The 21,296-nt window shown below is 50.7% G+C and carries 13 protein-coding genes, 1 other RNA gene and 3 pseudogenes; 2 read left to right on the top strand and 15 right to left on the bottom strand.

The features are described 5' to 3' along the window. Positions 1-37 precede the first annotated feature (37 nt). The 8 genes from DWX91_RS06405 to DWX91_RS06370 form a co-directional block, all read right to left on the bottom strand. Complete coding sequence (locus tag DWX91_RS06405; RefSeq protein WP_118538519.1) at positions 38-1,099, bottom strand: type IV pilus twitching motility protein PilT; 1,062 nt, start codon at positions 1,097-1,099, stop codon at positions 38-40. Positions 1,100-1,131: 32 nt separating this feature from the next. Beyond that, on the bottom strand, positions 1,132-2,817 hold the full coding sequence (locus DWX91_RS06400) for a GspE/PulE family protein (protein WP_118538517.1): 1,686 nt from the start codon (positions 2,815-2,817) through the stop codon (positions 1,132-1,134). Between the two features lie 31 nt (positions 2,818-2,848). Then, positions 2,849-4,756: a hypothetical protein gene (locus DWX91_RS06395; protein WP_118538515.1), complete on the bottom strand. Its 1,908-nt coding sequence runs from the start codon at positions 4,754-4,756 to the stop codon at positions 2,849-2,851. Then, entirely contained in the window at positions 4,753-5,925 is a 1,173-nt protein-coding gene (locus DWX91_RS06390; RefSeq protein ID WP_118481721.1) for a hypothetical protein, read from the bottom strand. Before DWX91_RS06390 ends, DWX91_RS06395 begins: the two co-directional genes overlap by 4 nt. 141 nt (positions 5,926-6,066) lie before the next feature. After that, on the bottom strand, positions 6,067-6,576 hold the full coding sequence (locus tag DWX91_RS06385; protein WP_022359524.1) for an SEC-C metal-binding domain-containing protein: 510 nt from the start codon (positions 6,574-6,576) through the stop codon (positions 6,067-6,069). A 129-nt stretch (positions 6,577-6,705) separates the two neighbouring features. After that, entirely contained in the window at positions 6,706-8,067 is a 1,362-nt protein-coding gene (locus DWX91_RS06380; RefSeq protein WP_118472480.1) for an ABC transporter permease, read from the bottom strand. 15 nt (positions 8,068-8,082) lie between these two features. Further along, entirely contained in the window at positions 8,083-10,053 is a 1,971-nt protein-coding gene (locus DWX91_RS06375; RefSeq protein WP_243017804.1) for a COG1361 S-layer family protein, read from the bottom strand. 155 nt (positions 10,054-10,208) lie between these two features. After that, positions 10,209-10,976: an ABC transporter ATP-binding protein gene (locus tag DWX91_RS06370; RefSeq protein ID WP_118472479.1), complete on the bottom strand. Its 768-nt coding sequence runs from the start codon at positions 10,974-10,976 to the stop codon at positions 10,209-10,211. Positions 10,977-11,395: 419 nt separating this feature from the next. Between DWX91_RS06370 and pyrB the strand changes: the two genes are divergently transcribed. Both pyrB and DWX91_RS06360 read left to right on the top strand, forming a co-directional pair. Further along, positions 11,396-12,319 carry an aspartate carbamoyltransferase gene (gene pyrB / locus DWX91_RS06365; protein WP_107001544.1) on the top strand — a complete coding sequence of 308 codons (924 nt, stop codon included), beginning with the start codon at positions 11,396-11,398 and terminating at the stop codon, positions 12,317-12,319. Continuing rightward, a pseudogene (locus DWX91_RS06360) lies at positions 12,313-12,737 on the top strand (aspartate carbamoyltransferase regulatory subunit). The gene pyrB and the pseudogene DWX91_RS06360 overlap by 7 nt, the downstream one beginning before the upstream one ends. A gap of 136 nt (positions 12,738-12,873) precedes the next feature. On the opposite strand, the gene DWX91_RS06355 reads toward DWX91_RS06360, so the two are convergent. The 7 genes and pseudogenes from DWX91_RS06355 to dnaG form a co-directional block, all read right to left on the bottom strand. Then, entirely contained in the window at positions 12,874-14,301 is a 1,428-nt protein-coding gene (locus DWX91_RS06355; protein WP_118472478.1) for an alanine/glycine:cation symporter family protein, read from the bottom strand. Positions 14,302-14,401: 100 nt separating this feature from the next. Continuing rightward, positions 14,402-14,749, bottom strand: an RNA gene (gene rnpB / locus DWX91_RS06350) — RNase P RNA component class A. Positions 14,750-14,793: 44 nt separating this feature from the next. After that, positions 14,794-16,446 (bottom strand): nucleoside kinase, encoded by a 1,653-nt coding sequence (locus tag DWX91_RS06345; RefSeq protein ID WP_118472477.1) that lies wholly within the window; start codon positions 16,444-16,446, stop codon positions 14,794-14,796. Between the two features lie 12 nt (positions 16,447-16,458). Continuing rightward, positions 16,459-17,207, bottom strand: a pseudogene (locus DWX91_RS06340) (Nif3-like dinuclear metal center hexameric protein). A 37-nt stretch (positions 17,208-17,244) separates the two neighbouring features. Then, positions 17,245-18,012: a tRNA (adenine(22)-N(1))-methyltransferase gene (locus tag DWX91_RS06335; protein WP_118538513.1), complete on the bottom strand. Its 768-nt coding sequence runs from the start codon at positions 18,010-18,012 to the stop codon at positions 17,245-17,247. Positions 18,013-18,055: 43 nt separating this feature from the next. After that, positions 18,056-19,169, bottom strand: a pseudogene (gene rpoD, locus DWX91_RS06330) (RNA polymerase sigma factor RpoD). A gap of 204 nt (positions 19,170-19,373) precedes the next feature. Beyond that, positions 19,374-21,287 carry a DNA primase gene (gene dnaG / locus DWX91_RS06325; protein ID WP_118472474.1) on the bottom strand — a complete coding sequence of 638 codons (1,914 nt, stop codon included), beginning with the start codon at positions 21,285-21,287 and terminating at the stop codon, positions 19,374-19,376. Positions 21,288-21,296 lie beyond the last annotated feature (9 nt).

The following is a 21,296-nucleotide window of genomic DNA, read 5'->3' as shown; positions in this document are numbered from 1 at the left end:
TCCTCGCAGGCTTCATTCACCCGTTTTTACCATATTATTAATACTGCACCGCCGCCAGTTTCTCTCTCAGCTCCTGCGGGTCCTGGGACGCATCGACTGCCGTCTGCGGTGTGATCACGCCCTCTTTCGCCATACGGATCAGAAAATTATCCATCGTAATAGAGCCCTCTTTTGCACTAGAAAGCAGATAGCTCTGCATCTGCGGTGTTTTTCCATCGCGAATCAGATTCCGGATCGCCGGCGTGAGCATCATAAGTTCACAAGCTGCCGCCCTGCCCTGGCCACCCGCCCTCGACACCAGCTGCTGTGACAGCACCGCCCGCAGCGTCATCGAGAGCTGCATCCGGATCTGCGGCTGTTTATCCTCTGGAAAAACACCCACAATCCGGTCAATGCTGTCGATTGCCGAATTGGTATGAATGGTGGAAAAAACAAGATGTCCCGTCTCCGCCGCCATCAGCGCCGTCTCGATCGTCGCCGGATCACGCATCTCTCCAATCAGAATAACATCCGGATCCTCACGGAGCGCCGCATAAAGACCTTTATCATAGCTCTCTACATCCACGCCCACCTCGCGCTGGTTGATGATCGCCTGCGCCGGTTCATAGACATACTCGATCGGGTCTTCCAGCGTAATCATATGGAGCGGACGATTCTGGTTGATCTCATTTAAAATTGCCGCCAGCGTCGTTGACTTGCCGCTTCCCGTCTCGCCGGTTACCAGAATAATGCCTTTATTCCAGCTTGAAAACTGATTCACTGCTTCCGGAAGCCCCAGCTCCGACAGGTTCGGAATCGTACTGCCCAGAAGACGGATCGCCGCAGAGAGCGCGCCCTGCTGCCGGAACAGATTCACACGGAGACGCCGTCCCGCAAACGAAGCACTAAAATCCAGCTGTCCGATCGCCTCGATCTGATCTGCCGCATTGCCTGCCAGCTGGCGTCCATATTCCTCACAATCCTCACGCGTCAGCCCGCCATCCGTCAGCGTCTCGATTCTGCCGTCAATTCTGCATTTTGGCGGCAGCCCTGCAATCAGATGCACATCCGATGCCCTTTTTTCAGCTGCCAGCGCGATTAATTCCTCGATTCCATACATACCATCTGTCTCCTCTTCTCTTTCTGCACCATTTACAGTGCCAGCAGCGTCCGGATCACCTCGTCTACCGTCGAAACACCCTCTTCTACCAGCTTCTGCGCGTGTTCCAGCATCGGAACATACTGGCTCGCTCTTCTGGCTGCCTCTAAGAAACGTGTCCGGTCAGCTCCTTCCAGAATGCACCGGCGCAGCTCCTCCTGAATCAGCATTACCTCAAACACACCGATTCTGCCCCGGTATCCCGAATGGAAGCACTGATCGCATCCGGCTCCCTGCCAGTATAATTTTCCAGGCTTCTCCGGGATTCCTGCCATCTCAAGCGCTTTTTTCGGCAGCTGAATCTGGGTTTTGCAGTTCGGACAGATTTTCCTCAGCAGCCGCTGGGAAATAACGCCTCGCAGTCCCGCCGCAATCAGGTATGGCGCCACGCCCATATCTCGCAGACGGTCAATCGCCGAGATCGCATCTTCCGTATGAATCGTGGTGATAACGAGATGTCCCGTCATTGCCGCACGCATCGCGATCTCTGCCGTCTCACCGTCACGGATCTCGCCGACGCAGATGATATCCGGATCCTGACGCAGAACTGAGCGCAGACCCGATGCAAAGGTCAGCCCCACTTTTTCATTGATCTGCACCTGTGTCGCGCCTTTGATATGGTATTCCACCGGATCCTCCAGTGTAATCAGGTTGGTCCGATCCGAAAGAAGTTCGCGGATCAGCGTATACATCGTCGAAGATTTACCTGAACCAGTCGGTCCTACAATCATGATAACTCCGGAAGTAAGCCCTAAAAGTGTATCAATCTTTGCATCCTCCACTGCCGGAATACCGATACCGCGGCGGTTCAGCGTCTCCTCATTTCGTTTCAGAATACGGATAACCACTTTTTCTCCATACAGGGTCGGAAGGGTGGATATACGCATATCAATATCTTTTCCTCTTAAATGCATCACCGCACGACCATCCTGCGGAATTCTTTTTTCGACGATATCGAGCTGGGACATGATTTTAAGCCTCGAAATGACCGAATCCTTGAGTTCCGACGGGATCGTCATGATCCGGTGAAGCTGCCCGTCGATACGCATCCTGACGACCATCTCCTCCTCCGTCGGCTCAAAATGGATATCCGAAGCATTTTCCGAAATGGCGCGCTCAATAATCGAATTGACCAGGCGGATCATCGGCGTCACATTTTCCTGTCCTTCTCTTGCCGCCGTCTGCCCCTGACGCACCTCTTGTGCCGCTGCCGTCTCTGCCTGCATCTGCGCCATCGCTTCTGCCGCTCCCTCGTTGCCATACAAAATATTGATCGCACGCTTCACCGCCGGTTCAGAGGCGATCATCGGCACAATTTTCTTTTTGGAAGTATGCTGTGCTTCCTCAATCGCCATGAAGTTCAGCGGATCCGCCATTGCCAGATAGAGCTGGTCTTTGGAAATACGCACCGGTACGATCGTCATTTTCTTTGCCAGGTTTTTCGGCACAAAACGCGACATTTCCGGGCTGATATCGACCCGCGTCAAATCAATATAGTCAATGCCCAGCTGCATGCGAAGCGCATCGATCAGCTGACCTTCCGTGATATAATGATGCTTGATCAGCGTTGTTCCCAGACGTTCTTTCTCCTTCGCCTGATAGTCAAGCGCCTCTTTAAGCTGCCCTTCTGTGATCAGTCCCAGCTCCAAAAGCATGTCTCCCAATCGCTTTGTACGCATTCTCTCTACCTCCCTATAAATATGGATCTGGTTATTCAGCCATTTTACTGCGGAAATCCCGGATCCGGTCAAAGCAGTCCCGATCCATCTCGATCGCCGTCTGATTTCCAGTCGTCACAATCCACGCTTCTTCCAAAAGCCGCCGGATGATCCGCGCCGCCTCTTTCTGATCCTCTGCGGTCGTCTCACGGATCTCCTCTGTCCAACGACGGATCTGTACAATATCCAGGCCATTGTACGCATACTGCATCGCTGCCATCCGCCGTCCCAGGCATCCGCACGGCGCCGTCGCATTGCCGTAACTGCTTAAAATATAGCCATTCCGATCTGCCTCCGAAAGCTGCAGTTTTTCCAATACACCCGCTGCCGCCCGGATCGCCTCGATCGTCTCACTGACCTTCGGATCCCGGTATGTACTCGCCACGATCCGGTCCATCGTCGGCGTAAATGCAAACGACGCGCTGTAGGCGCCACCTTGAAAACGGAGCTGCGGCACAAAATACCGGTCATCCAGCGCATTTACATACGGAAGAATCCGCCCGGAAAATCCATCTACAGCGCTCAGCTCTGCCGAAAAGACGGTATACTGGCTGGAGCTCTCCACAATTACCGCCTCCCTGCGCGCCGGAACCGGGAAAGTATACCCAGCATTTTCCCCTCTGTTTTCCGTTTTATTCTCATGGTCTGGCATCTGTTCTCCCCGCAGATTTCCCAGAATCCGCCCCGCACAATTCCGCATCCATTCCAGATTTTCCCTCGGTGCAACATGAAGGATCGTCACCGCTGTTCCATGCAGGATGCGGTCGCGCACCTCCTCCATCTTCTCTGCCAGCTGGAAGATCGCTGCATCCTCCTGTTCCAGTCGCCCGCGCAGTTTTTTCAAAAACTCATAAAACGCCTGTCCGCCGACATATTCCTGATACCGCGTATTGATGCTATAGCCAGATGCCGCCAGACGCACCGCCAGCGAATACGCATCACTGCGCGACTCATCACAGGACGGAATCGTCTCATCCAGTGCCTGAAGAACCGCATTCTTATCTCTCCACAGTGGATGTGATAAGAGTTCCAACAGGACATACAGGCTCTCTTCATAATCCTCCGCCATCCCATACCAGCTGACCGCCAGCGTCGGATGGCTGTTTCGTCCCGCCCGAACCTCCGGATGTCCCTCATTCATGGAAAAATCATGCAGATAGCGCTCAATCTGATTTTCCTTTTCCATTCTGCCATACCGGGCATTTTCAAGCTCTGAAACAAACATTGTATATAAAGGAATGTAAAAACGGTCCTCTTCCGGCACGCCGCTCAAATCCAGGTATAAACGGTTATAGCTGATCGCTTCCAGATCCGACGGCGATTCATAGATCGAAATCCCATTTATCTCATATATCTGATATTCCGGCGTCTCTTCCGGCGGCGGAAGCTCATCGACCCGGATCATAAAATCCGCATTCGAACACTCCGACGCATTCCACGCATCAAAATCCAGGGTCTTCGCAATCAGCGCATCCAGCTCTGCCTCGCTCATCTCCGCCTTCATCTGCGCCAGATACGCGTCGCGCTCCTGCTCCATCGCCTCTGCCATCCCCGGCGTCGGAACCGTCGTGACAAGAACCCGCCGCTTCGCCGCGCCAAGCTCTGCCGCAAACCGGCGAATCTCCGCCTGTGCCGTCCCTGCATCCAGAGAATCATAGGCTGCCGCCTCATCCGCATACACATCCGCATCGCCCGTCAGTGCCCATTTCAGGCTGACTTCCGGCACGATCGAATCCGCAAATACATCCGTATCTTCGCCTGCCGTATAATCATGTATCGCCCGCGCCTTGAGCGCCGTCTCCACCACTGACGGGTCGATCCCGCGCTCCTGCATCTCGCACAATGTCTCATCCGACACCTGCCGGAACCGTTCTGCATCCTTCGGACTGCTGTCTGTCATTTCGAAAACAAAAAATGGCTTTTCTGCTCCATCATCACCGATGCGCTCGCATCACAATGGATGCCCGCCGTCCGCAGCTTTTCCCTGAAAACCGATCCATCCACATTCATCATTCCCGCAATGATGCTGTACTGGATCAGCTTTTCCCATGAAATGCCGCTCAGATCCATCGCATACGATACCACCGCCGCATTCTCCGATGCGTCTCCCCGGTAAGCAGGACTGGGAACGGTTGCCTGACGGAAGAATGATTCTCCCCCATTTTCCAAACTATCTGGCTCGGGGCTGTAAAACGCACTCATCCCTATATTCTGCATTTCCTGTTTTTCCTGTCGCCCGCTGCCTGACTGGAAACTCCATCCGTCTTCTTTTCCATAGCTTTTCTTTGCATCACACAGATACTCTTTATCCAGGAATGCCAGAAACCGTTTCCAGTCCAGATCCCCATACAACAAAATCAGAGCATTATCGAACCGATAAAATCGATCATACATCTCCATCGTATGTTCATACGTCAGATCCTTATAAAAACGGTGCGCCTGTCCATTCGCATTTGCCGCCGTCTCCCCCGGATACAGCGCCCGCAAAACATTCCGCAGTGCCTCATTATCTGTATCATTCAGCATGCCGAAATCCTCGCTGTACACCGTTCCTGCCAGCGTAATCGGGCTTTTGCGGTCGCGCAGCTCATAGCGGACCGCTTCACGGTCAAAAAAGCGGCGTTCCCGCCGGATTCCCGGCGCTTTCATGCAGCTTAAATACACATCTGCCATCTTAAGCAGCTGTTCCTCGCTCTGGCTGCACACCGGATATGCCGTAAATGGTATATAGGTAAATGCATTTACAAATGTGTGGTATGTCTTGCTGCAAAGATCAAAAAAAATATCCTTACTCGGATATTTATCAGAGGAAGCAAGTACCGAATGCTCAAACACATGATTCGTGTCCGTCTCATCCAGATGCGGTGTCCGATAGGAAATCGAGAATCCCCGGTTTGTATCTTTATTTCTGATATAAAACAGGGACGCCCCGCTTTTCTCATGTTCAAAATACAGTGTCTGCGCTCCCAGCGCCTGCAGTTTTCCCACCTGTTTCAATGTAAAACCTGCTGTCTGAAATCCCGGCTGCAGTCTCCCATCTGCCGCCCTCCACTGCTTTGTACCTGCCATTCTTTTATCATGCCTCCTGCCATCATTCGTCTGCTGTCTTTTCTCTATATCTATTATACAAAAGCACGTCCTATATTTCCATAGAAAAAAGCACATCCGGTTCACTCTGTGTTCCGGATGTGCTTCTGATTCATAAATCTATTATTTATTCTTTCCGCAGCACTTCTTATATTTCTTACCGCTTCCGCATGGACACGGATCGTTCGGGTAAATCTTATGTGTATTGCGGACTGTGCCAGATGCCTTCTGCTCGCGGTACAGCTCTGTTCTTCTCTCCTCAGTCAGGATTGCATCCCACTGCGGAAGCTCATACAGCCAGGTAGCCTTTGCCTCTACCATGTTGTAATATAACTTCTCCGGGTCGATCTCAATCTTAACCTTGGTATCCTCATCCATGGTCTCGATCGGGTTCTCATAGCCCTTTAAGCTCTCATTGATTCCATCCAGGAAACCGGTCATGATCATAACTTCGGTATCATACTTCTCAGCCAGTTCCTTAACGGTACCTTCTACAACCTCAGTCGGGTTTGCAAGAATCTGCTCGTAAATGCCTTTCTCAATCGTAAAATATCCAGACCAGAGTTCCTCTTTCTTTTTATCATCCAGCCCGTCACCATATGCCAGATTGCGCCAATTTTCTAACAGTGTCATCGGTAATTCCTTCCTTTTTTCGTTCTTTCATTACTATAATAACATAGTATATTTAAGTATATAACAAGTTGGGGGGATTTGCAAGGAGGAAAACTGGCATCTGCCTATTTTATCGCATAAGCAAACGTATCACTCATTCCGTATCGCCGCCAACGGACTCAGCTTCATTGCGCGCATCGCCGGGAAGAATCCGGCTGCCATGCCGATGATGATGGCAAATCCTACCGATGGAACTGCCAGCCAGATCGGGATCACGGACAGTTTTCCATCCATTCCATATAAAAAAGTCGCTGCCAGAAACTGGTTAATCAGCACGGAAACCATAAAACTCAGCATCAGTCCGATGAGTCCTCCCATGAAACCGATAAAACCTGCCTCAATCAGAAACATATTTCGGATGGTTGCAAGGGAACATCCTAACACTTTCAGCACGCCAATCTCCTTCGTCCGCTCATAGATGGACATCATCATCGTGTTGGCAATGCCGATCGCAGCTACCAGCAGGGAAACAGCGCCGATGCCGCCGAGGGCTGCCTGGATCATGTTGGACTGCTGTTTGGACTGTTCCAGCCATTCCATCTGGCTGTTTGCCTCATAGCCCATGTTGCTGATGGCTTTCTGTACCTCTATTACATGATCCATATCGTCCACATTGACCGTTGCTTCCTCATATACAAAATAATTGTACGGTTTTCCTTTTTTATTGGTCGGCTGACCCGGAATCGGCTTTTTCTTGAACACCTGTTTTAGCTGTGTCTTGAGCTTATCCAGATCAACGTAGACGCCGTAGCTATAATCACTCCACTCATCCGGTCCGCCTGCGACCAGACCGGCGGTTTTCAGCATATATTTCTTCGGAGCCGCCACCTTCTGGCTGCCGTCATCACCGCCGGAATTACCCTTAGACTGATAGTAGGCATCCGTGTCAAAGATCGTGAACATCGGCTTATTGATAAAATCGATATCCGGCATCTCTCCGGTGTCCCAATAGCCTTTTCCCGTCTTAGCATTGCTGAAATTCTGCGCGACCATGTTTCCGACCACCATCTCCATATCCTTCGTTTCGGCAGTCGGCAGACTTCCTTCCCCCAGCTTGATATTCTTCATTGCTCCCAAGGGGATCCCATGCAGCTGCACATTTCCCTCGTAGACACCCTGACGCATAATCACATTCAGGTTCAGATCCGGATAAGCACTTGTCACATGCGGAATCTTCTCAAATGTCTTCATCGTCTCATCCGTCATAAAGCTGTCCTCTGGATTTTTCTTATCGCTGGAATTTCCATTGTCATAATTATACACCTGAATCGCGGTCAGGCTTCCATAGGAAGAATACTGTTTGATGGTAAATTCTTTCAGTCCTATTCCGATGGAAACCATGACAACGATCGATGCCGTACCAATCACGACTCCCAGAACCGTCAGAAAGGTACGGAGCTTTCTGCGAAACAGGTTGTTGACGCTCATCGTCAGCAGATCACTGAATCTCATTTTCACCGGTCCTTTCTATTTTTTCTTTCTTTTCAGATGATCGTTTTGTTCTTTTTCAACGTCCTTTGTTTCGTCTTCCGATACATCTGCTGTCGTCATTTCCGGCTCGCCCAGCTCATTGTCCAGTTCCTCTTCTAATTCGTCTTCAAGCGCCTTTTCTCCTGCTATTTTCTTCTTTTTCCTCTTCCAGACAACTACACCGACACCTGCGCCCACCAGCGCAGCGATCACAAGCATCGGAGCGATCCGCCCAGCGCCGCCCGCTTGCGCCGCATCGGCATCTGCATCCATGCCGTTGTCCATTCCATCCATGCCGTCCATCCCGTCATCGGAAAACGCCTCACTCACGTTCAGAAGCATTTCTTTTTCGGTCTCTGAAACGACTCCATTTTCATCCTCATAGGAAATGATAATCTTCACTTTTCCATCATCGGTTGTCGGCGCAATCGCGGTCAGCATCGTATCGACATTGCCGGTTTCGCCCGGCTTGATATTTCCCACGTAAGCGTCAGATGGTTGGATAGAATCTGCCTCAAAACGCGCCATAACATTGTAAAGAATTACTTTTCCGGTGTTGTTGATGCCAAACATGACATTCGTCTCAGAACCAACCTCGATCGCATCCGGCATCACATCGATCGTGCTGGTGTTCAGCCGCGGCTCCTGTTTTACCGGGAGGGCAATTTTGACTTCTTCCTTGGCATTTTTAAATTCCGGGCTGTCGTACTGCTCCTGAATCGTCATGCGGTATGATTTCTGCTCCGCCGTCGGCGCCGCCTTGAACACCATCGAGAGATCCGCCGTCGCCCCCGGCGCCATGTTATTGACAACTACGGAGGTGGAACCGCTCTCGGATGTAAAGATCGGCGTATTTTCAACTTCTTCCGAAGCAAATGTAAACATAATATTGGAAGCTGCCACATCCGAAGACGCATTCTTCATCCGCACACGCAGTTCAAACGGCTGTCCGGCATAGATCTCTGCCGGGATCGTCTCGAAGCTGTCCACGATGATACGCGCCTTGGTTCGATCCTGCTCGCCCGCATCCGCCGACAGCTCATCGTCATCTTTTCCCTTGACGCGCACGTAAAACACCTTGTCCACCGGCTCCGAAAACTCGCCGCCCTCTTCTTCGCGGTATGTAACCAGATAGTGAATCGGGAAAAAGCCCGATTTTACGTCCTCACGCACCATCATGCTGTACGGAACCGTCACCATCTGCCCTGATTCCATATCCCCCATTTTACGGTTATAGTTGCCCTCATTGATATCAAACGGGAATTTTGTTATATCGGCGTCAAGCTGCATATCCACGCGGACATCGTAAACCTTTTTAAGTCCCGTATTGGTCAGGTTCACGCCAAAATCCATGACCTGATTGTACCCCGCATACGGCGTCTGCTGGTTATCGCCGATGGAAAAATCGTAGTCCAGCTTCGTGTTGTCGTCTTCCTCGGTGGAGGAACCGTCGTAAGCGGAAACCCAGATGTTGATGCCGACTTTTAGGCTGTCATCAATATAGAAAAACGCCTGATAATATCCTGCTGCCAAATCCCGGCGCAGTTTATACGTCAATGTTACACTTTTAGACGAACCTGGCTTTACATCAATTCTTTTTTCTTTAAACGTATTTGAATCAGCTTCAAATGGAAAATGTTTTCCAGACCATGAAATATTGGAATCCGAATCACTGTCATCATCATCGTCATCATCATATGTATAAAATTGATCGTATTGATCCGCATTGGCTAAACGAATTGTTCTTAAATAATTATCTCCTTTGCTGCCATTATTATGAACCGTCATCTTAATCGAAATTTTATTTCCGGCCTTTCCGTGCGGCACTTTACTGACGGTAATTAAATCATCGTTATATTTTGTCATATCCAGCATCTCCGCCTGCGCTGTCCGGCTTCCTCCCACCGCCAACACCACAAAAAGCAGCAAAAACACCGCCCATCTCTTCCACTTTCTCATACCTCTCATTTTTCATACCTCCATATCCTCTCACATTAAATGCTGCTTTTATCAATTTCTCATTCTATCGTCAGCATTCCTGTGTTTTAGCCTTCTAAATTCCAGACACAGCCAACACTCTATTTTTATCTGTCTATTTCATATCTGCTCCGTCTTTCGCTCTCTTAAATTTCCTCTATTCTCCCATCTTCCTTGCCCATTTGCCGATTCTCCTCTATCTTCACAATCTTACCATCGATAATATGGAAGATCCGGTCCGCATACGCCGCCAGATGGTTATCATGCGTAACCATAACCAGCGTCTGGTTCTGTTCCCGGACGATCCGCTGCATCAGTTTCAGCACATCCATCGTCGTGTGCGAATCCAGATTTCCCGTCGGCTCGTCTGCAAAAATGATCTCTGGATGTACCACCAGCGCCCGTGCAATGCCGACACGCTGCTGCTGCCCGCCGGACATCTGGTTCGGCATATGATCGCCGACTTTTTCCAGTCCGACCATTTTCAGATATTTTTCCGCCATCTCCCGACGCCTGCCGCGCGGCACACCGCGGAAGGACAGCGGAAGCGCTACATTTTCAACCGCATTCATCGTACCGAGCAGGTTATATGACTGGAAGATAAATCCGACCCGCTCCCGGCGGAATGCCACCAGCTGGTTCTCGTTTAATTTTTCTATGTGCTGTCCGGCTATGACAATCTCGCCCTTCGTCGGCTTCTCCAGCCCCGCCAGCATATTCAATAAGGTAGATTTACCCGAACCGGAGGTACCTACAATCGCACAGAATTCGCCACGGTACATCGTAAAATCAACGCCGTTCAGCGCGTATACCTTCGTCTCGCCGACGCGGTAGACTTTATATAGATTTTTTACCTGTATGACAGGTTCCCGTTTCCGGAGTTCATTCTTCCCCGGCACTTTCCGCTCTTCCATCAACCTTCTCCATTTTCTAACTTATTTCATGCTCCTGAATATTCCATCGAAATCCATTCCTGACAACCTGGATTTATACAAGTTTCAACCATTGCAATTCCAGTTCTTCTTTCTACATTATACCGGATTTGTTTCAATTCTCCTACCTTATTTTTCTTAATGTTCCTTACGCTTTTCTTACCAGATTTTTCTCCCTGTCTGACCGTTCCTTACGCTAATCCATTTTGCCCTGTAAAGTCATTTTTATTTCCTATTTCATCGCAGGTAATCTTCCAGCCGTCATCACATTGTCCATATTTTCTATCCCCCCTATTCATATTTTTTATATCACAGATCATTAAAAGCTATAGCAATCCATCTGGAAATGTTTTATAATAGTTGGGAAAAATATGCTAATACGAATAGAGAAGGAGAATCAAATGAGACATTTGCTGAATCCACTGGATTTTTCCGTTGAGGAGATCGACCAGCTTCTGGATCTCGCTTCCGATATCGAAGCCAATCCAGCCAAATATGCACACGTCTGCGACGGAAAGAAAATCGCGACTCTGTTTTATGAGCCAAGCACCCGTACACGCTTAAGTTTTGAGGCTGCTATGCTGAACTTAGGGGGACGGGTTCTTGGCTTTGCTTCTGCCGATTCAAGCTCTGCTTCCAAGGGCGAGAGTGTGGCAGATACCATCCGCGTTATCTCCTGCTTCGCAGATATCTGCGCGATGCGCCACCCGAAGGAAGGTGCGCCGATGGTTGCTTCCCTGCACTCTTCCATCCCGGTTATCAATGCCGGCGACGGCGGTCACCAGCATCCGACGCAGACCTTGACCGATCTAATGACGATCCGTTCTTTAAAAGGACGCCTGAACAATTTAACAGTCGGTCTGTGCGGCGATTTGAAATTCGGACGCACGGTTCACTCCTTAATCAATGCGCTGTCCCGCTACACAGGCATCCGTTTCGTCCTCATTTCCCCGCCGGAACTGCGCGTCCCGGATTATATCATTGAGGATACACTGAATGCAAAGGGAATCGAGTACAAAGAGGTCGAAAACCTGGATGAGGCGATGCCGGAGCTTGATATTCTCTACATGACACGTGTCCAGAGAGAGCGTTTCTTCAACGAGGAAGATTACATCCGTATGAAGGACTGCTACATTCTCGACAAAAAGAAGATGGAGCTTGCCCGTGATGATATGTTTGTGCTCCATCCGCTTCCGCGTGTCAATGAGATTTCCGTTGAGGTGGACAACGACCCGCGTGCCGCTTACTTCAAACAGGTTCAGTACGGCGTATACGTCCGTATGGCTCTGATCATGACTTTACTGGAGGTGGAAAAACCATGTTAAATATCAGCGGATTAAAAGAAGGTTTTGTTCTGGACCACATTCAGGCAGGACGCAGTATGGATATTTACTTTAAACTGGGGCTGGACAAGCTGGACTGCCAGGTGGCTATCATCAAAAATGCGCGCAGCAGCAAGATGGGACGCAAGGACATCATCAAGATCGACGGCAGCTTGATCTGGTAAATGTTGATGTGCTCGGCTACATCGATCACCGTATCACGATCAACATCATCAAGGATGGAAAAATCGTAGAGAAAAAAGATGTCAAGATGCCGAAAAAAATCACAAATGTCATCCACTGCAAGAACCCGCGCTGCATTACCTCGATCGAGCAGGAGCTTCCGCATATCTTCTATCTCGCGGATGAGGAAAAAGAGGTATACCGCTGCCAGTACTGTGATGAGAAGTATTCGCTGTAAATTCTCCTGAATATATCAAATGAATATCAAAAAAGCCATGAACGACTTTTCTGTAGATTTACAGATCATAAGCGATTTCATGGCTTTTTATTATTTTCCAGATTATAGATTCCAAAAGTGCCTACCCTTGAACATCTTAATTCCAGAACTCTGTCTTACCTTCCAGCCCGATACTCTCAGCCTTGAAGCACGGATTCTTGCCTTCCTTTTTCTGCACCAGGTAATCATCCAGACATTTGAGCGCTGTATTTCCCAGAATCACGATAACCGGCAGGTTGATGATCGCCATGATACCCATGAGGACATCCGCGAGATCCCATACCAGACCGAACTGGAGCTGTGCGCCGATGAAGACAACTACCACCGCAAACAGGCGGAACACGTTCATTTCTTTGTTTTTCAGTGTACGACCTGCGATGTAGTTGAGACATCCCTCACAGTAGAACAGGTTGCCGAGCAGTGTCGTAAATGCAAACAAAAGAAGTGCAAATGTAATGAAATACGGTCCGATCACGCCAAATACCGTTCCCAAAGATTCCTGTACGAACGGAGCGCCTTTCAGCTCTTCGGACGGAACGATACCGGTGCAGAGGCACATCATCGCTGTTGCCGTACAGATGAGGATTGTATCGATAAAGACGGAAAGCATCTGTACCAGTCCCTGCTTAACCGGATGGCTGACATTAGCTGCTGCCGCCGCGTTCGGTGCAGAACCAACACCCGCCTCGTTGGAATACAGACCTCTCTTGATTCCCTGCATCATGGCAGAACCTGCGAATCCGCCGAAGATCGCCTTGAAATCAAAGGCATTGGAGAAGATATTGACAAACACTTCCGGTAGTCTTCCGATGTTTAAAAACATGACCGCAATCGCCATCAGGATGTAGAAAACGCCCATAAACGGAACCAGCACACCGGTAATGCGGACAATCTGTTTTCCGCCGCCTATGATACAGATGCCAACCAGAATCGCCAGAATGGCGCCGCCGATCATCGGAACCAGGCTCCTGTCCCCCATCATAAATTGATGGTAAAAACCGTAATTCGACATGCTGTCAATCAGGTTAAAGGACGCCAGCATATTAAAACCGCCAGCATAAGTAGCAATCAGGGCAATCGCGAAGACAACGCCCAGCGCACGGCTCTTCAGCGCCGCCTCGATATAATAAGACGGACCTCCGTAGCTTCCGCCGGATGCGTCGCGCTTCTTATAAATCTGTGCCAGCGTGCTCTCAACAAAAGCCGATGCGCCGCCCACAATCGCGATCAGCCACATCCAGAACACCGCGCCGTAACCGCCGATGGCGATCGCATTGGCTACACCTACGATATTGCCTGTGCCGACGCGGCTCGCCGTCGATACCATCAGCGCCTGAAATGCGGATACGGAGTTGCTGTCTGTCTTTTCTCCGACTACCCGGATTGATTCCGGAAGCAGACGGAGCTGTACGAAACGGCTTCGGAGTGTGAAATACAGTCCGACCGCCAGCAGCATGATAATCAACAGATAGCTGTACATAACATTGCTGATCACACCAACGAGTGATGCAAATCCTTCTAACATAAAATTTCCCCCTTTTCTTTTGTATGCAATATAGAAAAAAGAGCCGCTGCCGGATAAAGATGCTCTTTGGTATCTGCATTCGGCAACAGCCCTCTTAAATGATTTGAGCAAAACGGTAAGCCGGGTTATGTCGTTGAATGGTCATCTATCTAGTCCTGCTGTCGCCAGCAGGCTCAAGCAACCTACCCGAGAGCAGACGGGCCGCCTTGCGCTCTCTGTTCGGTCTTGCTTCGGATGGGGTTTACATGTGCCCCGGCTGTTACCAGCCGGGCGGTAGTCTCTTACACTGCCCTTCCACCCTTACCCGGTAAACCGGGCGGTACATTTCTGTTGCACTGTCCTTGGAGTCGCCTCCACCAGACGTTATCTGGCATCCTGCCCTGTGAAGCCCGGACTTTCCTCACCTGCAGCCTTTCGGTTCTGCAGCCGCGACCATCTGTCTTACTCAAAACATCCTAACTCTACCATATTTTCAGGCATTTGTCCAGTCAATCATACTTTAAAACAGCTTCCGCCGATAAATTCGCGCACAATCGAATTGTGCGGCACCTGTTCGCTGCTGACACCCAGAAAATAATCGAGAAATTTGAGCAGCCGCTTCGCCTCGTTGTACTCCGCCGAATCACGCGGAACACTATATAAGATCGGCTCCGCATACTGTTTGAGCACCGAAAGCTCATATAAAAACGCAGAGTTGAACATCGCATCCGCCTCTTCCTGATACGGGAAAATATTCCGCTCCTCGCCCCGGCGTACGGAATCCCACATCCGGATCGTGTCCTGTGCCGACGCACCGCGCGTTCTCGCATCGCGGACCATCCGCCGGATCAGACGTCCGTCCGTCGTCGGAACTCGGTTGTGATCGTCGATATTTAACTGGGTCAGCGCACTGATATAGATCTTAAATTTCTTATCACGCGGCAGTGAATACGACAAATCATCATTCAGGCAGTGGATTCCCTCGATGACCAGAATATCCTCCGCCCCAAGCTGCAAAAAATCGCCCTTATATTCGCGCTCGCCCTTGACAAAGTTGTAAACCGGCAGTTCCACGCGTTTTCCCGCCAGAAGTTCTTCCATATCTTCATTAAACTGTTTCACATCGATGCAGTTTAATGCCTCATAATCGTAATTTCCATTTTCATCCCGCGGGCTGTCCACACGGTTGACAAAATAATTGTCCACCGCGATCGGATGCGGTTTCATTCCCAGCGCGCCGAGCTGAATCGACAAACGGTGTGAAAAGGTCGTTTTTCCCGAAGAGGACGGTCCTGCAATCATGATCAGTTTGCGTCCGCTCTCATAAATCTGCTCCGCAATATCTCCGATCTTCTTTTCCTGCAGCGCCTCCTGCATCAGGATCAGGTCGTTCATGCGCCCCCGCGCGATCGTATCGTTGAGTGTTCCCACGTCAAACACACCGAGCTTGTGACCGAGCTTTTCCGCCTCCTGCTGGACATCAAACAGTTTTTTCTGCGGATGGAACGGCTGAATCGCCTTCGGCTGCTTCTTGTTCGGCAGACGCAGGATAAATCCTTCCTCGTACATCTGTAAATCAAAATATTTGAGATACCGGGTGCTCATGACCATATATCCGTAGAAATAGTCGTCATAATCGCCAAGCCGGTAAACATTGACCCGCGACGCCCGCCGGTAATTGAACAAACGCGCCTTGTCATACATGCCCTGCTCCTGGAAATGATCCATCGCCTCATCCGTATTTTCACTCCGTTTCTGCAGCGGCAGATCCTGCTCAGACAGGCGCTTCATCTCCGCTTTCACACGGTCTAAGAGCTCCTGGCTGAGTGTTACCCTGCCTTCCACCTCCACATACAGGCCATTTTCAATAGAAAAGCAGACCGTGATATTTTTCACATTTTCCCTGCCTGCCACATCCTGAAAGGCTTTCATCATCAGAAAGACGGCACTTCTCTGATATGCCAGATAGCCAGCCGTATCTGCCGCTGTGATAAATTCCATCTGGCAGTCCTTCTGCAGTGTTTTATGCAGCTCCCGCAGCCGTCCATTTACCGAGACCAGAAGAATATCATTCTCGTAATTCTTCTGATATTCCTCCGCAATCTCCGCGTAGGCGGTTCCCTGCGGATATGTTTTTATCTCACTCCCAATCCGTACCTCCGGCATGTAATCCCCTCCCTAAACAATCTGGATTGGAAACGCCGGTTTCTCCCGCACAACCTTCACGGCATCACCCAGCTTCCTCATCAGATATTTCTCCATAAATTCTGTAAAAATGTGTTCAATTCCATAATGTCCGGCGTCAATGACCGCCATGCCCTGTGCAACCGCGTCGATTCCTTCATGATGGCTGATATCTCCTGTGATATAAACCTGCGCCCCGGCTGCCAGTGCCTCTCCCATCGTGCTTCCTCCCGCGCCCGGGCAGACCGCCGCTTTCTGAATCACTGCCTCACCGTCCAGCTCACCGAAGACCGCCGCATACGGCAGGCCAAATGCCTCCTTGACCTGCTCGGCAGCTTCCCGCAGCGTCATCGGCTGTTCGAAGCGTCCAGTGCATCCGATTCCGTAGGAAGTGCCGTCTCCGGTCTCTCCCATTTTCTCTAAAACTTCGCAATCCGTCAGTCCCAGCTTCTTTGCCGCCAGATCTGCCATGCAGCCCGGCGCTGCGTCGAAATTGGTGTGCATCGCATAGTAGGAAATATCATCCTGAATCATCCGCAGGCTCTTCTGCCGATGAAATTCTGATCGGACACCTGCTTGATTCCTTTGAAAATAAGCGGATGGTGCGTCAAAATCATATCCGCCCCCGCCTGCTCTGCCTGCTCAATCACAGAATCGGTGGCGTCCACCGCCAGAAAGATCGTCTTCACTTCCTTCCCGCTGCGCCCCGCTAAAAGCCCCGGATTGTCCCAGTCACATGCCATGCTGCGCGGCGAAAGTGTTTCCAGGATCTTGATAATCTCACTGCATTTCATGTCTCGTCTCCTCTATCAGCGCCAGATAGGCGGTCAGTTCGTTGATGCGCGCTGCTCGGCGGCTGATCGCCGCCTCTCCCGCTTCACTGGCTTCTAAAGTTCCCTTCTTGTTCTGGGCATCATTTTCTGTCAGCCCTGCCAGCACCTGCCGCGTCATCTTCTCTTCTTTCTCCAGATACGCAAGCAGCACCGGATCTTTCTTCCGGATCAAATCGGCTCCAAAACGGTAATCCTGCTCTCTCCCTGGCCGCATCGTGCCTCGCGCCGCTTCTATCACTATGTAATATTTTCCCTCGTCCGTCAGCATCGCTTCCCGGAGAATTAAAAATCCTTGTTCCTCCAGAAAATGACGCACTTCGTCCTGCTCCGACTGCGGCGACAGAATCAGGCGTTCTTTTCCCTCGCTCCAATTCTCCCACACATGGCGTCCCTGTTCCAGAATCCGGCAGGTCAGTTTTCCGCCCATTCCGGCGATCACAACTGTGTCTGCCTCGCCTGCCTTCAATTTTGCCAGTCCGTCTGACAGGCGCAGTTCAATTTTCCCGGAAAGCCCCACCTCTTCCACGTGTTCTTCCGCCCGCTCCAGTGGGCCTTTCCGCACATCCATCGCCAATGCCGACGGGCACACGCCCTTCTGCACCAGCCAGATCGGCACATAACCGTGATCGGTGCCGATATCTGCTACCCGGCTGCCCGGCTGTACAAAAGAAGCGATCCGTTCCAGACGCTTCGAGAGTTTTACTTCTGTCCGCATGATTTATTCTCCTGTGTTCTACTTTTTATTTCTTCTTTCCAGATCATTCATCCAGATAATCCTTCAATTTTTTGCTCCGGCTCGGATGGCGCAGCTTCCGCAGCGCTTTCGCCTCGATCTGGCGGATCCGCTCGCGGGTGACATTGAACTGCCGTCCTACCTCTTCGAGCGTGCGCGGTCTGCCGTCGTCCAGGCCAAAGCGCAGACGCAGCACCTTCTGCTCCCGCTCGGTCAGCGTATCGAGCACTTCCATGAGCTGTTCATGCAGCAATGTATAGGTTGCCGCATCGACCGGAACCTGCACATGATCGTCCTGAATGAAATCGCCCAGATGACTGTCTTCCTCCTCGCCGATCGGTGTCTCCAAGGAAACCGGATCCTGTGAAATCTTCATGATCTCCCGCACACGCTCAACCGGCATCTCCATCTTTTCCGCGATCTCCTCCGGGGTAGGTTCCCGTCCAAGTTCCTGTAAAAGCTGTCTGGAAGTCCGGATCAGACGGTTGATCGTCTCCACCATGTGAACCGGAATCCGGATCGTCCGCGCCTGATCCGCGATCGCGCGCGTGATCGCCTGACGGATCCACCAGGTTGCATAGGTGCTGAACTTAAATCCTTTTGAATAATCATATTTTTCAACCGCCTTGATAAGACCCAGATTTCCTTCCTGAATCAGGTCAAGGAACTGCATACCTCTGCCGACATAGCGCTTCGCAATGCTGACAACCAGGCGCAGATTCGCCTCCGCCAGACGTTTTCTGGCATTTTCATCTCCCAGCTCCATCCGCTTCGCCAGCTCAATTTCCTCTTCCGGGGAAAGCAGCGGCACTTTTCCGATCTCTTTCAGATACATCCGGACTGGATCATCGACTGACGCCATCCGGGATGCTGAGATCCAGGTTGTCCACGTCGATCGGCTCCTCCTCCTCGCCGTCTTCAAAAAGTTCTGGCTCCATGTCCTCATCGTCATCCATCCGGAGAACGTCTACATGATGATTTTCCAGAAAATCGTAGATCTGATCGAGCTGTTCCGGGCTCAGTATCTCACCATGGAAATAATTCAATATTTCTTTATTGTCCAGTACATTTTTCTTTGTTTTTGCCAATTCCAGAAGCTGTGTGAGTTTTTCTTCAAATGTAACTTTTTTCTCTTCCATAGTTCATCCTTCCTTCCATCCTCAGAACCTGCCCGACCATTTCCAATTTTGTTACTGAACACGCATACGTGTCCAGTAACGGAATTTGCCGTGGCTTCGCATTTCAATACGGCAAATTCCTGCTGCCACCACGTTTTCTTACGGCACTTTCGGTTCCAAAAGTGCCTACCCGTGTACAGTAACCCAATTTTTCCCAATCCGCAATCACTCCAACGTAATTACGAGCGAAGACAATCCCGCCTGTTCCCGTATGAGCCGCTGCAGCTCATTCAAATCCGACGCCCGCCGGATCTGATCGTCGAGGCTGTTCTTCTTGATCCGGCGCACCGTCTCCGCAAATGCCTTTTTCTGCTCCTCATTGTTTAAGGATTCTTCCAGACTTGCATTGAAAAGCGCCGCGACTTCTTTATAATTGCCCTCGTCGTCGATAAAGCGGTTCAAAATCGCCGCCGGATTGACATTTCCAGCTTCCAGACCCTCAAATACAGCTTTTGCCGCTTCTTTATAAAGTGGTTTTACAAAATCCTCCGGTCCGATGATGTCCTTGATCCGGGCATATAACGATGGTTCTTCAATCAGCCATGTAAGAAGCAGGCGTTCTGAACGGCGGATGCCCTCGTCCTTTTCCTTCTTCCTGCCCACCGGTCTCACCGCCGGTCCCGCATTTCCCGGAAACTCTGCATTTCCAGCACCGCGGTTTTCCGCCACTGCCCCGGCACTGCCGACGCTTCCGCCTACCTCCCTGTTTTGTACCGCACCAGTCGTATTTCCGGTTCTATATGAATCACCATAGCGACCCGCATATCCGCCTGCTGCCGTCTCCCCGACGCCATACCGGCTTCCGAGCTGGTTGACCAGCCGCCGCAGATCTTCATAATTGATAAAGTATTCCCGCGAAACCGCCTGTATATAATTATCCCGCTCCAGCGCCTCGCCAAATTCAAGCAGCTTGCGCGCCGTCTGATTGTAAAATGCCGTCTTCTGCTCCGGATCTTCCATATCAAAACCGGCTTTCAGCACATCGATCTCATAGAGAAAGCTGTTTCTAGCCGTCTCGATCCGCTTTTCAAACTCCTCTGCTCCCAGGTTTTTCATAAATTCATCTGGATCCTTATACGGACGCATATTCAATACCTTGGTTGAAATTCCTGCCCGCTTGAGGATCGGAATCGCCCGCAGCGCCGCTTTGACGCCCGCGCCATCGCTGTCGTAGGTCAGAATGACCTGATCCGTATACCGCTTCAAAAGCGCCGCATGCTGCTCGGTCAGCGCCGTTCCCAGCGATGCGACCGCGTTCGTATAACCTGCCTGGTGCATGGAAATCACATCCATGTAGCCCTCGCAGAGCATCATATATTTCTTTCTCGAAGTACGCGCGTAATTAAGTCCGTATAGATTCCGGCTTTTGTCAAACAGCATCGTCTCCGGTGAGTTTAAGTATTTCGGTTCCCCGTCCCCGAGGACACGTCCGCCAAACCCGATCACCCGGCTGTTGACATCCATGATCGGAAACATGACACGGTTCCAGAACTTGTCCCTGGCGCCGCGCTCCTCGATCGTCACCAGCCCCGTATCCTTTAAAAGCTCGTCCTCATAGCCCTTGCTTTTCAGATACCGGTACAGATCATCGCTGATTTTATTGGAAAATCCCAGTCCGAACCGCCGGATTGTCTCATCCGTCAGCTTCCGCTTTACCAGATAATCATATCCTATCTTTCCCTGCGGCTGCTTGAGCTGGTAATAAAAATAATTGGCTGCCAGCTTATTGATCTCCAGAAGCGCCGCCTTGCGGTCCGCCTTCGCCTTTGCCTCTTTAGAATATTCCATCTTCGGCAGTTTCACGCCTGAACGGTCCGCCAGCATCTCAACCGCCTCGCGGAATGAATAATTTTCATATTCCATCACAAACGTAATCACATTGCCGCTGACACCGCAGCCAAAGCAGTGGTACATCTGCTTGGACGGCGACACCGAAAAGGATGGCGATTTCTCATGATGAAACGGGCAGAGTCCAAACAGGTTGCTTCCCTTCTTCTGCAGCTTCACGTATCCGGAAATCACATCCACAATGTCGCTACGCATTCTGACTTCCTCGATTACCTCTTCCGGATAATACATTTCTTCCTC

This window comes from Clostridium sp. AF22-10 (assembly GCF_003478725.1).
GTDB classification, from domain to species: domain Bacteria; phylum Bacillota; class Clostridia; order Lachnospirales; family Lachnospiraceae; genus Otoolea; species Otoolea fessa.
This window is presented reverse-complemented; position numbering and strand designations above follow the sequence as displayed.